The organism is Citrobacter freundii complex sp. CFNIH4, assembly GCF_002934505.1.
GTDB classification, from domain to species: domain Bacteria; phylum Pseudomonadota; class Gammaproteobacteria; order Enterobacterales; family Enterobacteriaceae; genus Citrobacter; species Citrobacter freundii.
Window position 1 is genome coordinate 1169057 of record NZ_CP026231.1, and the last position, 14127, is coordinate 1183183.

A 14127-nucleotide genomic window follows, 5' to 3' on the forward strand; every position below is an offset into this window, starting at 1 on the left:
TGATGTAAATGGTGTGTTAAATCGATTGTGAATAACCATCGCTTCCGGCAGGATACGGTCGCCCTGGTCAACATAGATATCTTTGCCACGTTCCGGCAGGGTAATAAAACGGCAAGCCACGGCATTGCTGATACATAATTTTGGAGAGTTTTGATGGCTATTAGCACACCGATGTTAGTGACATTCTGTGTCTATATTTTCGGCATGATATTGATAGGGTTTATTGCATGGCGTTCAACCAAAAACTTTGACGATTACATTCTGGGGGGACGCAGTCTGGGTCCGTTCGTGACCGCGTTATCCGCTGGGGCATCTGACATGAGCGGCTGGTTGCTGATGGGTCTGCCTGGCGCAATTTTCCTGTCGGGCATTTCAGAAAGCTGGATCGCCATCGGCCTTATTTTGGGCGCCTGGATCAACTGGAAGCTGGTGGCCGGACGTTTACGCGTACACACCGAATACAATAACAATGCGCTGACGTTACCGGATTACTTTACCGGTCGCTTTGAAGATAAAAGTCGAATTCTGCGTATTATCTCCGCGCTGGTTATTCTGCTGTTTTTCACCATCTATTGTGCTTCAGGGATTGTGGCAGGGGCGCGTCTGTTTGAAAGTACCTTTGGCATGAGCTACGAAACAGCACTTTGGGCGGGCGCGGCCGCGACGATCATCTATACCTTTATCGGTGGTTTCCTGGCAGTAAGCTGGACCGATACCGTCCAGGCCAGCCTGATGATCTTCGCCCTGATCCTGACGCCGGTGATGGTTATTATTGGTGTGGGTGGGTTCGAGGATTCGCTGGAAGTGATTAAACAAAAGAGCATTGAGAACGTGGACATGTTCAAAGGGCTGAATTTTGTTGCCATCATTTCCCTGATGGGCTGGGGTCTGGGCTACTTTGGTCAGCCGCATATTCTGGCGCGCTTTATGGCTGCAGATTCCCACCATAGCATTGTTCATGCTCGCCGCATCAGTATGACCTGGATGATCCTCTGTCTGGCGGGTGCCGTGGCTGTGGGCTTCTTTGGTATTGCTTACTTTAACAACAACCCGCAGCTTGCCGGTGCCGTTAACCAGAACGCCGAGCGTGTGTTTATTGAACTGGCGCAAATCCTGTTTAACCCGTGGATTGCCGGTATTCTGCTGTCTGCGATCCTCGCTGCGGTTATGTCGACCCTGAGCTGCCAGCTGCTGGTGTGCTCCAGCGCAATCACCGAAGACTTGTACAAAGCATTCCTGCGTAAAAATGCCAGCCAGAAAGAGCTGGTATGGATTGGCCGCATCATGGTGTTGGTCGTGGCGCTGGTGTCCATCGCGCTGGCGGCGAACCCGGAGAACCGCGTGCTGGGTCTGGTAAGCTACGCCTGGGCGGGCTTCGGCGCGGCGTTTGGCCCTGTGGTTCTGTTCTCGGTAATGTGGTCGCGTATGACCCGCAACGGCGCGCTGGCAGGGATGATCATCGGTGCGGTGACGGTAATCGTCTGGAAGCAGTTCGCCTGGCTGGGTCTGTATGAAATCATCCCGGGCTTTGTTTTCGGCAGCATCGGTATTGTGGTCTTCAGCCTGTTGGGTAAAGCACCTTCAACTGCTATGCAGCAACGTTTTGCCGAGGCTGACGCGCATTATCACTCAGCTCCGCCATCGCGTTTACAGGCAGAATAATTTATCTCCTGTCCCTGAAGCCCGTCGTGCGCGGGCTTTTTATTGCGCCCCCGCAAACCTGCATAACCATTACCCGCCTAACTGTTTACATTAAGTCATCATTCTCAAAACATTCTGCTTGAGTTTTTCTTTGCTGTAATGATAATCACTATCACTGTAATTTACTTTTCTTTTCATCAATTGACCGAGAATAACGTTTAAGGGTTCTTCGCATGTTTGTTCCATTTCTAATTATGTTGCGCGAAGGGTTAGAGGCCGCGCTGATTGTCAGCCTGATTGCCAGCTACCTGAAACGGACTCAGCGTGGTCGATGGATTGGTGTTATGTGGATTGGTGTTCTGCTGGCGGCGGCGTTATGCCTGGCGTTAGGGATTTTCATCAACGAAACCACCGGTGAATTTCCGCAAAAAGAACAGGAGCTGTTTGAAGGCATCGTGGCGGTCATTGCCGTGGTGATCCTCACCTGGATGGTGTTCTGGATGCGTAAAGTTTCCCGCAACGTCAAAGTCCAGCTTGAACAGGCTGTCGATAACGCGTTGCAACGCGGTAATCATCACGGCTGGGCGCTGGTGATGATGGTCTTTTTTGCTGTTGCGCGAGAAGGGCTGGAATCGGTGTTCTTCCTGCTGGCGGCATTCCAGCAGGATGTAGGCATCTGGCCGCCGTTAGGCGCGATGCTGGGACTGGCTACCGCAGTAGTACTGGGATACCTGATTTACCTCGGCGGCATTCGCCTCAACCTCGGGGCATTCTTTAAATGGACCAGCCTGTTCATTTTGCTGGTAGCTGCCGGTCTTGCCGCTGGGGCGATCCGCGCTTTCCACGAAGCTGGGTTGTGGAATCATTTTCAGGATGTGGCGTTTGACCTGAGCAGTGTGCTGTCGACGCATTCGCTGTTTGGCACATTGATGGAAGGTATTTTCGGCTATCAGGAAGCGCCAAGCGTTAGTGAAGTCGCTGTCTGGTTTATCTACCTGATTCCGGCGTTGATTATGTTTGCACTACCGCCGCGTTCAGGCACTACGGCATCGCGTACCGCACCTTGATAAAGACGCGATGCAGAATACTTTTTAGTTACAACATACTTATTTATAGGGATAGGTTATGACGTTTAATTTCCGCCGTAGTGCGCTGCAGTTGGGTATTGCCGCGCTGTTTGCATCCGCTTTTTCTGCACAAGCCGCCGATATTCCGCAGGTGAAAGTCACGGTTAACGACAAACAGTGTGAACCGATGACGATCACGGTTAACGCCGGGAAAACGCAGTTCATCATCCAGAACCACAGCCAGAAAGCGCTGGAGTGGGAAATTCTTAAAGGCGTTATGGTGGTTGAAGAGCGCGAAAACATTGCACCAGGCTTTAGCCAGAAAATGACCGCTAACCTGCAGCCAGGCGAATATGATATGACCTGCGGTCTGTTGACTAACCCGAAAGGCAAACTGATCGTAAAAGGCAGCGCAACGGCGGATGCCGCACAGAGCGATGCTCTGCTGAGTTTGAGCGGCGCGATTACCGAATATAAAGCTTATGTGACAGCTGAAACCGCGCAGTTGGTTGCGGGCACTAAAGCCTTCACTGATGCAATTAAAGCCGGTGATGTGGAAAAAGCGAAATCGCTGTATGCGCCAACCCGTCAGCATTATGAGCGTATTGAACCGATTGCTGAACTGTTCTCCGATCTCGACGGCAGCATCGATGCGCGTGAAGACGATTACGAGCAAAAAGCCGCCGATCCAAAATTCACCGGCTTCCACCGTCTGGAGAAAGCGCTGTTTGGCGACAATACCACCAAAGGTATGGATAAATACGCCGACCAATTAAATAGCGATGTTCTTGACCTGCAAACGCGTATTAGCGAGCTGGCTTTCCCACCGTCTAAAGTTGTTGGCGGGGCAGCAGGACTGATTGAAGAAGTTGCTGCCAGCAAAATCAGTGGGGAAGAAGATCGCTACAGCCATACCGATCTGTGGGATTTCCAGGCTAACGTCGATGGCGCGCAGAAAATTGTCGATCTCCTGCGTCCTCAGTTACAAAAATCCAATGCTGAGCTGCTGGCAAAGGTGGATGCGAACTTCAAAAAGGTCGATACCATTCTGAGCAAGTACCGTACCAAAGACGGTTTTGAAACCTATGACAAACTGACTGATGCCGATCGTAATGCGCTGAAAGGGCCAATCACGACGCTGGCGGAAGACTTGTCGCAATTACGCGGTGTTCTGGGTCTGGATTAAGCACTATGCAGCAAGATAATGAAAACGGCGTGAGCGAACCGTCACGCCGACGTTTATTGAAAGGGATGGGCGCCCTGGGTGGGGCGCTGGCGCTGGCGGGTGGGTGTCCGGTTGCCCACGCGCAAAAACCACAAAGCGCGCCGGGTACGCTGTCTCCGGATGCGCGTAGTGAAACGCAACCGTTTTATGGTCAGCATCAGGCGGGGATCCTGACGCCGCAGCAGGCATCAATGATGCTGGTGGCATTCGATGTTCTCGCCAGCGATAAGGCCGATCTTGAGCGTTTATTCCGGTTGTTGACTAGCCGATTTGCGTTTCTGACCACCGGTGGACCGGCACCGGATACGCCCAATCCGCGTCTCCCTCCTATGGATTCAGGTATCCTCGGCGCTTACATTGCGCCAGACAACCTGACGATGACGTTGTCGGTTGGTTCATCGCTGTTCGATGAACGTTATGGCCTGAAATCGCAGATGCCGAAAAAGCTGCAAAAAATGACCCGCTTCCCGAATGATTCGCTGGATGCGGCGCTGTGCCATGGCGATTTGCTGCTGCAGATTTGTGCCAACACCCAGGACACGGTCATCCACGCGTTGCGCGATATTATTAAACATACGCCCGATCTCCTCAGCGTGCGCTGGAAACGTGAAGGGTTTATTTCTGACCACGCCGCGCGCAGCAAAGGCAAAGAGACCCCGGTCAACCTGCTTGGCTTTAAAGACGGCACCGCGAATCCGGACGCTACGGATGCGAAGTTGATGCAAGACGTGGTGTGGGTGACGGATGGGCAGGGCGAACCTGCCTGGGCGCAAGGTGGCAGTTATCAGGCCGTCAGGCTCATTCAGTTCCGCGTTGAGTTCTGGGATCGTACGCCGCTGAAAGAGCAGCAAACGATTTTTGGTCGTGATAAACACACCGGCGCGCCGCTGGGTATGCAGCATGAGCATGATGTGCCTGACTATGCCAGTGATCCTGAAGGTGAGGTGATTGCGCTAGATAGTCATATCCGCCTGGCAAACCCGCGCACGAAAGAGACCGACTCGAGCCTGATGATGCGTCGTGGCTACAGTTATTCGCTCGGTGTGACCAATTCCGGTCAACTGGATATGGGGCTGTTGTTTGTTTGCTATCAACACGATCTGGAAAAAGGATTTTTGGCGGTGCAGAAACGTCTGAATGGTGAAGCGCTCGAAGAGTATGTCAAACCGATTGGTGGGGGATATTTCTTTGCTTTGCCGGGCGTTAAAACAGCAGACAATTATCTGGGACAGTCTCTGCTCGAAGCCTGATGATGATGCCCCGCAGTACAGCGGGGTTTTTCCTGACATCTTGATGAAGGAACAAACTATTTTTTATGATCGGTATGCGACTGAAATAATTCTGTCATCTCTCTGCAAGAGACTGTCTCTGGTGATAAGATAGAATTTAAGTTAACAATAAGTAAAAATATTGTTGCATTAGCGAAAGGTTATGATGTAATTATAAGTAATAGCGGTAGTTCCCGGCGGTGATAGTCATTCACTATGGAGATCGCGAATGGAAAAGTCCTGTACTGGACACGTTTTTCACAGTAACAGCAGTACCTTACGCGGACGTTTCTCTTCCGGTAGCCACCTCGTCACCGCTAAATCTCTCTCTCATTCACTTCTTATCCTTGTTACTGACGCCCTGTACGGTGCGCGTAGCCGTGTGTGGCGTCTTATCCGAAAGCAAGCAATGGCTTACAAGGAAGCCAACCCTCAGATGTTCGTGCGCATAATCGTGCCGCCAACGGCGCGTGTGATGTATACCTACAACTCAAGGTGCTATCCATGGGAAGACAAAAAGCAGTGATCAAAGCTCGTCGTGAAGCAAAACGTGTGCTGAGGCGGGATTCGCGTAGTCATAAGCAACGTGAAGATGAATCGGTCACCTCGCTTGTGCAGATGGGCGGCGTAGAAGCGATCGGTATGGCGCGTGACAGTCGCGACGCCACGCCAATCACGGCGCGGAATGAAGCTCAGGCGCACTACCTGAATGCTATCGAGAGTAAACAGCTGATCTTCGCCACCGGTGAAGCCGGGTGTGGTAAAACCTGGATCAGCGCGGCAAAAGCTGCAGAGGCTCTGATCCACAAAGACGTGGACCGGATCATTGTAACCCGTCCAGTTCTGCAAGCTGATGAAGACCTCGGCTTCTTACCTGGAGATGTTTCCGAGAAGTTCGCTCCTTATTTTCGCCCCGTGTATGACGTGCTGGTGAAACGGCTGGGAGCCTCCTTCATGCAATATTGCCTGCGACCTGAGATTGGTAAGGTGGAAATCGCGCCGTTCGCCTATATGCGTGGACGTACATTTGAAAATGCAGTGGTCATTCTTGACGAGGCTCAGAACGTCACTGCTGCGCAAATGAAGATGTTTTTGACCCGCCTCGGGGAGAATGTGACGGTGATTGTGAATGGGGATGTGACCCAGTGCGATCTTCCAGCTCACGTTCGCTCAGGGCTTAGCGATGCGCTGGCCCGTTTCGAAGAAGATGATATGGTTGGGATTGTTCGTTTCAATAAAGACGATTGCGTCCGCTCTGCGCTCTGTCAGCGGACGCTCAACGCTTACAACTGAGAAGTACTCCGTCTTCAAGGCCCGGGAAGCCGGGCTTTGTTATTTGTGTGTTATTAAGTAAATTTTAGAAATTGAAATAGTATGCTCTGATGAAATAGAACATCGAAAACGAGTAGAAACCAGGATATCTGAAGTCGAGGGGGAACCTTGCCTGACTTGAGATATGTCAAAAGCTTGATTTATGAACTGTGGAATAGAGAACACCTTATTTTAGACTCATGCGTTTATCCAGTGATGAATGCGTCTCGCGGATCAGCGACCCGTTGAGCTCACAGCACTCAGCGGACGTTCGTGTAATGATTCGCCAACGCGGAACGATAGCTACGCTTTTATCGAGATGTCGCATTCATCAGCCAGTTTCTGAGCTGAGTTACGACATTATGTTACATCTGATTTTGCAGAAGAATCATGATTTCCTCATTAATATGATCCAACAGGTCATACCGTCTCCGGTATTCCGCGCGTTTTTTACTGGCAAGCTCATTAAATGACTTACGCTCTACATAAATTGGCAACTTATACCAATTACCGTATGGACGACCAGCAACTGATTCCCAAAAATCACTGTACAGGGCAACAAAGTATTTACGTTTCTTGTACCGGTATCGCCATTGCCTGAAAACATGGCTCTGTTCACTAACTGCTAAAATATTAGTGATATCACAGCAACGCATCAATGAACAAAGAACCTCAAAAACGATCCGCTTAGGGAATAGTCCATAGCAGGCTTTAGTAGCGTCACGAATAATGTCTGGGCCAATATTTTTTGGTGCCCCCTGCAGACCGCCAATAAATGCACAATGTCCTTTTTTTGACGGGATAACCGAGAAGGACAATCGGGCCACCGGGGTGTTGTTAAAACTCAGAGATAACATCAGTTCTCCTTCACGATCAAAACCGCCTGAAGAACAGTGAATATCAAAATCCTCACCATTTTTTCCGGTGAAATGGACCAAAAGCACATCTCTGTCGGGTAATAATAACGCCTGGTGTTTCACTGGTAAACTCTGGACAAAACGGTAGTGACCAATAATGTTTTTCCTTCGATTCCATGCCAGCCCTCCTTTATGTAAATAGGGACGATGAATTTTGGCTGGTAACGTAGGTTGCATCTCTAAAATCTTATCAATTGATTTAAGGGAATGTAATTCTTGATAATACCGAATACTGGAGACAGGACTTATCATAGATCGTAAAAGATACATGAGTCGAAATTTTTTGTTCTTCCATTTGCTATGCAAAGGTCCACGTGCCAATAGAATTTGGTTAAAGAAACTTAGATATGATGTGTTTTTCATAAGTATTCATTATTAATTCAGGGTGTTTAAATTTATTTACGTGCAGGGTGTAAATACTGGAATCTCTGACGCTGTTTTGTTAATGCGAAACATTTTGAAAATAAATTCATGTCTGACATGCCAGTTTTGTTGATAATCATTAGGCGCTCTCTCGTTTGCATATCCTGATGAAAACAAATTTTTTTTCATTCTACAGAGAAGAACATATATATTTGTTAAACAAAGTATACTTTACAAACATACCGATGTTCATTGAGTAAACTGGTAGGTTGACTTGTCAACCACATAACGAAGTAAATCATGTGATTCAGCGAGCCATGGGTGTTTGGAAAACGCACGACTTTGAACGTCAGGACAAATTTTGAACGATGACAGCTATCACAATTGGCTGTATTCCCGCGCAATACGCCGGTTTTCGTGGATTATTGTCAAATTGAATAACTTAAATTGGGATATACACATTCCTGACTTTCTTTCCAGATATAATGCCCAGTATATTTTTGGTAACCTTTTGTACTGAAAAGGAGTTTGCATTGTATGGTTATGAAACAGGCCCGCAAAACAATACCAAGGGGCACCTGATTCGCTGGCTGACGCACGAATAGGGTACTGCCGTTAAGAATATTTCCGGATACAGAGACTTTACCGATCGGCCGCAACATTCTCTGGTCACTCACGTTCTCAGAGAAATGCACTAGCTCGATGCCTGGTTGCAGTGCGGCAGTGTTCCGGGGGATTCACCGGTGATGAACAGTGCCAATCTGTATAAAGGTATCGGAAAAATTTTTTTGTCCGGCTTTAACCATGAACATGCAGTCAACTGTCCTATGTACCTAAATGACGTGGTAATCTTGAATAAACAAACTCGAGTTGTTTACTCATTCATACCTGAGCGCGTGTTCCAGGGAAACGAATAAGCGTACTGAGTTTTATATTCTGCATGTACATCACCGTAAAGTGCCTGCAGGATGATTACTTTCAGACCGTGGAGGATTACGTCGGTAATGATAGTAAAGACTCTCAAATATACATAGCAACAATCCAAACCATACCGCTGAAAAACAAAATAGCTCGGAGTAATTAATAACTTCTCCAAATATAAGTATGGCAATGAGAAATTGCAAAGATGGTTCTATATACTGAGCAAGACCTGTCACAATAAGAGATGTACGATTTAGCGCTACTGCAAATAACACTAACGGAATTACTGTAACGGGAGCGGTTAATATATAAAGGAACAGAGAGATGTCAGATGATGTAGTTATACTCGAGCCAGTATAGATAAAGATGAAAAGAGCAACAGGTAGAGCCCAGAATGTTTCAAGCGTGATTGAGGTTATTGCATCGTAATGGATAAATTTTCGCGCCAGTCCGTACAATGCAAATGAAAACCCCATGATTAACGCTAGTGAAGGAAAACTGTTTGCGGAAATAATCTGATAGCCAAGACCACATACGCCGGATATTACTGCTATAAGTTGAAATAATGATGGTTTTTCTTTAAGAAAAATACAGCCAAGGCAAATGACAATAAGTGGGTTGATAAAATATCCCAGACTGGCGTCGAGTACCTTATGATTTGTTAATGCATAAATAAAAGCTGACCACGAAATTACCATTAGCAAGCCTGCTATCATGCAGGATATGAAGGAGGTTTTATCTTTCAGTAAATCGCGAAAAAACGTTCTCTTACGAAATAATAATCTTATTGGCAGTAATAGAGGTATAGACCAGAAAACTCTGTACATCAAAATTTCAGCGAGGGCTCCGCCAGATAGATATTGATAAAACAATGGGATCAGGCCCCATAATATAAATGCCAGAACAACAACTGCGGGTCCATTTCGCAGAAACTTTACCATTTATGTGTATCCTTGCTTGCCATACTGACATGTTCTTCTGAAGAGCATTGTCAACCCTTCACTCTGGCATGTACCTGCTCTTAAGAGAAACGTGTGCTGTTACAGTACTCAATCTCATTTACAGTCAGGGTGATATAAAAAACAAGGTGAAATTTATCATGATCGTATCTATAAAATGATGATAAAAATCAACGGGAAGACTTCCGATTTGTATTGCGGGCTGGATCATCTTTCAGACGTCTGACGGGGAGTATTTGCCTTTCCCTGATTTCCTCGTCAATATCAAATAAGCACTCGTCGCAGAATTCTGTATCGAGTGAGAGCCACTGTTCAAAGACGCTCCTTTTCTTATTACACCGTGCGCATCTCTTCATCACATCATCCTTTATGCTATTTCCCTGCCGAGCTTCCAGGACAAAAGGTGCTCGCTCCTAAATAAGACAGGAATTAGATTTATAAACAATCAGTTAAATTCGTTTTAGAGATTGTGGCACAGGGACAATCATGCGGGATAATTCATTTTGCAGATCAATTTTTACGTAATCGATCGACGAAATCGATCGATGCTTACACCCCTGTATTACACACCATTCGTGATGCTGCCGGACTCACAACACCTGGCCAGCATTCCTTGCTTAAGCGTATCATTACCGGGTGCAATGCCGCGCTGGAATAAATTAAAGCGATGCTCCACCAGCTTGCTGATATCTCAGCACAACCGGGAGTATTGGCGGGCAAACTGCGCAGGACTGGGCAATGGGTGATGGCTTCCGCTGCTGGTCGCTTGAGAAAGAGTAAACCGCTATGAAGGTCATTACCTGCAATCTGGACCGGAGGATCTGGCGTGATTTGATGAAGAAATCCGGCATGATAAGTCTCATGCATGCCGCTACCAGCGATAAGTAGAGCAGAAACCTTGAGCGGGGCGATATCCCCGCCATGCTGTGCAACATACGAAAAAAAAGCCCGTACTTGCGTACGAGCTCTTCTTTAAATATGGCGGTGAGGCGGGGATTGACTCGCTTCGCTCGCCCTGCGGGCAGCCTGTTCGCTGTGCTCACAGTCTGTCCAACTGGCTGCGCCAGTAGTCGAACCCCGGTCCGGGCTTCTCATACCCGCCATGCTGTGCAACATACGAAAAAAAAGCCCGTACTTGCGTACGAGCTCTTCTTAAGATATGGCGGTGAGGCGGGGATTCGAACCCCGGATACGTTGCCGTATACACACTTTCCAGGCGTGCTCCTTCAGCCACTCGGACACCTCACCATATTGTTGTTCCTGTGCTACCGGAACGGGCGCTAATGTAGGGGAAACACCGCCCCGTCGTCAATCAACTTTTTGAAAAAAATGTGCATTTACACAAACTTCAAGCAACATGGAGCATAAATAAGCGGGAATTGTTTTTTTTGCCAGCATCCTAAAATTTGCTACTCTGATGTTCCCTCGAAAAATGATGATTATAAGTGCGAGAAAGTTCCGCATAACAATGTTCAGGAGACACTATGGATATAATTTTCTATCACCCAACATTCGATACGACCTGGTGGATTAATGCGTTGGCAAAGGCAATACCTGGTGCAAACGTACGTGAGTGGAAAGCGGGTGATAATGCACATGCTGACTATGCGCTGGTCTGGCATCCGCCGGTTGAAATGCTCGCAGGACGAAAATTAAAAGCCGTATTTGCGCTGGGCGCGGGCGTCGATTCTATTCTCAGTAAACTCAATGCTCATCCGGAAATGTTGGATGCGTCGATCCCGCTTTTCCGTCTGGAAGATACGGGTATGGGCCTGCAAATGCAGGAATATGCGGTCAGTCAGGTGCTGCACTGGTTTCGTCGCTTTGATGATTATCAGGCATTGAAAAATCAGGCAAAATGGCAACCGTTGCCAGAATATACTCGTGAGGAGTTTACCGTCGGGATCATGGGGGCAGGTGTATTGGGCGCAAAAGTTGCCGAAAGCCTGCAAGCATGGGGGTTCCCACTGCGCTGCTGGAGCCGTTCGCGTAAATCCTGGTCTGGCGTGGAAAGCTTCGCCGGTACTGAGGAACTGGGCGCGTTTTTGAGCCAAACTCGTGTGCTTATCAACCTCCTGCCTAATACGGCAGAAACCGTAGGTATTATTAACGCTGATTTACTTAGCCAATTGCTGGATGGCGCCTACGTGCTGAACCTGGCGCGTGGTGTTCATCTCAATGAAGACGATCTTCTGGCATCGCTGGACAGCGGCAAGGTGAAAGGTGCCATGCTGGATGTCTATAGCCGTGAACCGCTGCCGGAAACCAGTCCTCTGTGGAAACATCCGCGTGTGGCAATGACGCCGCATATTGCCGCGGTAACGCGCCCGGCGGAGGCGGTGGACTATATCTCCCGCACGATTTTGGATCTTGAGAGCGGGAAATCCGTTACGGGTCAGGTCGATCGCGTACGGGGATACTAATGCTAACCCGGCGGATGCCGGGTTTCAGCTAATAAATAGCGGCGATACCTGCTATCCTTGACGAAAAATGACTACAGGAGAGAGTTATGTATCCCGTTGACCTGCATATGCATACCGTCGCCAGCACCCACGCCTACAGCACCTTAAGTGATTACATCGCTGAAGCCCGTCGCAAAGGCATCAAGCTGTTTGCCATTACCGATCATGGACCGGACATGGCGGACGCGCCTCACCACTGGCACTTTATCAATATGCGTATTTGGCCACGTGTTGTAGATGGCGTAGGGATCCTGCGCGGCATTGAGGCGAATATTAAGAATATTGAAGGCGAAATTGACTGTTCAGGTCCGATGTTTACCTCTCTGGACCTCATTATTGCGGGCTTCCATGAGCCAGTTTTTGCACCTCACGATAAAGAAACCAATACCCAGGCAATGATAGCCACGATGGCCAGCGGTAATGTGCACATCATTAGCCATCCGGGAAATCCCAAGTATCCGGTTGATATTACTGCAATTGCCCAGGCGGCGGCAAAGTACCAGGTTGCACTGGAAATCAATAACTCTTCGTTTTTGCATTCGCGTAAGGGCAGTGAGGATAATTGTCGTGCGGTTGCTGCGGCTGTGCGCGATGCTGGCGGCTGGGTGGCATTAGGGTCGGATTCACATACTGCTTTCACGCTGGGAGAATTTGGCGAATGCCGTAAAATCCTGGATGATGTTAATTTCCCTGAAGACAGAATTTTAAACGTCACACCTAAACGCCTGTTGGCGTTTCTGGAATCGCGAGGCATGGAGCCAATCGCGGAATTTGCTGAACTGTAATTGTTACTAACTGGAATATATCAATGAACGAGTTTTCTATCCTGTGTCGTGTACTGGGCTCGCTGTTTTATCGCCAACCGCAGGACCCTTTACTGGTTCCCCTGTTTACCTTAATTAGTGAAGGTAAACTGTCCGCCAACTGGCCGCTGGAACAGGACGAACTGCTCACTCGTCTGCAGAAGAACTGCGATATGCCCCAACTGGCTGCAGATTACAACGCGCTGTTTGTCGGTGAAGAGTGTGCTGTGCCGCCTTATCGTAGCGCCTGGGTAGAAGGGGCGAAAGAATCGGATGTTCGTGCATTTCTTTCTGCCCGCGGTATGCCGCTGGCAGATACGCCGGCAGATCACATTGGTACGCTGTTGCTGGCGGCTTCATGGCTTGAAGACCAGTCTGCGGAAGATGAAAGTGAGGCGCTTGAAACCTTGTTTGTAGACTACCTGCTGCCCTGGTGTGGTACGTTCCTTGGCAAAGTTGAGGCGCACGCAAACACGCCGTTCTGGCGTACCATGGCGCCGCTAACACGTGATGCTATTAGTGCAATGTGGGATGAGTTGCAGGAAGATACTGACGAATAAATGTGATTTAAATCACTTTAATCTGCAACGCAAATTACATGCTTGCATAAATTGTGTGCACGATCTCATTCCTATGCCGTTTTTCTGCTAAGATACGCGGCATGAACATACTTCTCTCAATTGCAATCACAACGGGCATTCTCTCTGGGATCTGGGGATGGGTGGCCGTTTCTCTTGGCTTACTCAGTTGGGCTGGCTTTCTGGGTTGCACGGCCTATTTCGCCTGCCCGCAAGGTGGGCTAAAAGGACTGTGGATCTCGGCGTGTACGCTGCTAAGCGGTGTGGTGTGGGCGTTGGTGATTATTAACGGTAGCGCGCTTGCCCCGCATATGGACATTATTGGTTATGTCATGACGGGAATTGTCGCGTTTCTGATGTGTATCCAGGCAAAGCAATGGTTGCTTTCATTTGTACCGGGCACGTTTATTGGCGCATGTGCAACATTTGCAGGGCAGGGCGACTGGCGACTGGTTGTACCTTCACTGGTACTGGGCCTGGTATTCGGCTATGCGATGAAAAACAGTGGTCTGTGGCTGGCGTCTCGCCGTGAAAATCGAATATCGCCGACGCTGACCAGTAAATAAAAAAGCGTGAGGGTTTTCCTCACGCTTTTTATGCAGTAAAGATCCA

At 48.6% G+C, this 14127-nt stretch carries 12 protein-coding genes, 1 tRNA gene and 1 pseudogene; 11 read left to right on the plus strand and 3 right to left on the minus strand.

Translation table 11 applies throughout. From position 1 onward, the window contains the following. Window positions 1–153 precede the first annotated feature (153 nt). From putP to phoH, 6 genes are all read left to right on the plus strand, one after another. Window positions 154–1662 carry a sodium/proline symporter PutP gene (gene putP / locus C2U41_RS05870; protein WP_032936247.1) on the plus strand — a complete coding sequence of 503 codons (1509 nt, stop codon included), beginning with the start codon at window positions 154–156 and terminating at the stop codon, window positions 1660–1662. A gap of 212 nt (window positions 1663–1874) precedes the next feature. Further along, window positions 1875–2708: an iron uptake transporter permease EfeU gene (efeU, locus tag C2U41_RS05875; protein WP_003036041.1), complete on the plus strand. Its 834-nt coding sequence runs from the start codon at window positions 1875–1877 to the stop codon at window positions 2706–2708. Between the two features lie 58 nt (window positions 2709–2766). Then, entirely contained in the window at window positions 2767–3894 is a 1128-nt protein-coding gene (gene efeO, locus C2U41_RS05880) for an iron uptake system protein EfeO (protein WP_044700715.1), read from the plus strand. Window positions 3895–3899: 5 nt separating this feature from the next. Further along, window positions 3900–5183 (plus strand): iron uptake transporter deferrochelatase/peroxidase subunit, encoded by a 1284-nt coding sequence (gene efeB, locus C2U41_RS05885; protein ID WP_003836807.1) that lies wholly within the window; start codon window positions 3900–3902, stop codon window positions 5181–5183. Between the two features lie 247 nt (window positions 5184–5430). After that, complete coding sequence (locus C2U41_RS29475; RefSeq protein ID WP_008320287.1) at window positions 5431–5727, plus strand: hypothetical protein; 297 nt, start codon at window positions 5431–5433, stop codon at window positions 5725–5727. Beyond that, window positions 5706–6494, plus strand: a complete 789-nt coding sequence (phoH, locus tag C2U41_RS05890) for a phosphate starvation-inducible protein PhoH (RefSeq protein ID WP_003036052.1) — start codon at window positions 5706–5708, stop codon at window positions 6492–6494. Before C2U41_RS29475 ends, phoH begins: the two co-directional genes overlap by 22 nt. Before the next feature lie 383 nt (window positions 6495–6877). On the opposite strand, the gene C2U41_RS05895 is transcribed toward phoH, so the two are convergent. Together C2U41_RS05895 and rarD are read right to left on the minus strand one after the other, a co-directional pair. Continuing rightward, the gene (locus C2U41_RS05895; protein WP_008320289.1) at window positions 6878–7792 is read right to left on the minus strand and encodes a VirK/YbjX family protein; all 915 of its coding nucleotides are present in this window, start codon (window positions 7790–7792) and stop codon (window positions 6878–6880) included. A 947-nt stretch (window positions 7793–8739) separates the two neighbouring features. Further along, the gene (gene rarD / locus C2U41_RS05905) at window positions 8740–9654 is read right to left on the minus strand and encodes an EamA family transporter RarD (RefSeq protein WP_003036060.1); all 915 of its coding nucleotides are present in this window, start codon (window positions 9652–9654) and stop codon (window positions 8740–8742) included. A gap of 691 nt (window positions 9655–10345) precedes the next feature. Here rarD and C2U41_RS29645 point away from each other — a divergent pair. Beyond that, window positions 10346–10554: pseudogene (locus C2U41_RS29645) on the plus strand (DUF4942 domain-containing protein); the annotation flags it as partial. A gap of 278 nt (window positions 10555–10832) precedes the next feature. Here the strand turns inward: C2U41_RS29645 and C2U41_RS05920 are convergent. Continuing rightward, window positions 10833–10920, minus strand: a tRNA-Ser gene (locus C2U41_RS05920). Between the two features lie 236 nt (window positions 10921–11156). On the opposite strand from C2U41_RS05920, the gene ghrA reads away from it, so the two are divergent. From ghrA to C2U41_RS05940, 4 genes are all read left to right on the plus strand, one after another. Continuing rightward, window positions 11157–12095 (plus strand): glyoxylate/hydroxypyruvate reductase GhrA, encoded by a 939-nt coding sequence (gene ghrA, locus C2U41_RS05925; RefSeq protein ID WP_016149909.1) that lies wholly within the window; start codon window positions 11157–11159, stop codon window positions 12093–12095. 86 nt (window positions 12096–12181) lie between these two features. Then, complete coding sequence (locus C2U41_RS05930) at window positions 12182–12919, plus strand: phosphatase (protein ID WP_003836800.1); 738 nt, start codon at window positions 12182–12184, stop codon at window positions 12917–12919. Window positions 12920–12942: 23 nt separating this feature from the next. Further along, entirely contained in the window at window positions 12943–13497 is a 555-nt protein-coding gene (locus tag C2U41_RS05935; protein WP_046670454.1) for a TorD/DmsD family molecular chaperone, read from the plus strand. A gap of 101 nt (window positions 13498–13598) precedes the next feature. Further along, a complete protein-coding gene (locus tag C2U41_RS05940; RefSeq protein WP_008320293.1) occupies window positions 13599–14081 on the plus strand; it encodes a DUF1097 domain-containing protein in 483 nt (160 codons plus the stop codon). Window positions 14082–14127 lie beyond the last annotated feature (46 nt).

Bases quoted from the DNA above. Each gene is read 5' to 3' on its own strand.
- putP (WP_032936247.1), top strand. From the start codon at position 154: ATGGCTATTAGCACACCGATGTTAGTGACATTCTGTGTCTATATTTTC.
- efeU (WP_003036041.1), top strand. From the start codon at position 1,875: ATGTTTGTTCCATTTCTAATTATGTTGCGCGAAGGGTTAGAGGCCGCG.
- efeO (WP_044700715.1), top strand. From the start codon at position 2,767: ATGACGTTTAATTTCCGCCGTAGTGCGCTGCAGTTGGGTATTGCCGCG.
- efeB (WP_003836807.1), top strand. From the start codon at position 3,900: ATGCAGCAAGATAATGAAAACGGCGTGAGCGAACCGTCACGCCGACGT.
- C2U41_RS29475 (WP_008320287.1), top strand. From the start codon at position 5,431: ATGGAAAAGTCCTGTACTGGACACGTTTTTCACAGTAACAGCAGTACC.
- phoH (WP_003036052.1), top strand. From the start codon at position 5,706: ATGGGAAGACAAAAAGCAGTGATCAAAGCTCGTCGTGAAGCAAAACGT.
- C2U41_RS05895 (WP_008320289.1), bottom strand. From the start codon at position 7,792: ATGAAAAACACATCATATCTAAGTTTCTTTAACCAAATTCTATTGGCA.
- rarD (WP_003036060.1), bottom strand. From the start codon at position 9,654: ATGGTAAAGTTTCTGCGAAATGGACCCGCAGTTGTTGTTCTGGCATTT.
- ghrA (WP_016149909.1), top strand. From the start codon at position 11,157: ATGGATATAATTTTCTATCACCCAACATTCGATACGACCTGGTGGATT.
- C2U41_RS05930 (WP_003836800.1), top strand. From the start codon at position 12,182: ATGTATCCCGTTGACCTGCATATGCATACCGTCGCCAGCACCCACGCC.
- C2U41_RS05935 (WP_046670454.1), top strand. From the start codon at position 12,943: ATGAACGAGTTTTCTATCCTGTGTCGTGTACTGGGCTCGCTGTTTTAT.
- C2U41_RS05940 (WP_008320293.1), top strand. From the start codon at position 13,599: ATGAACATACTTCTCTCAATTGCAATCACAACGGGCATTCTCTCTGGG.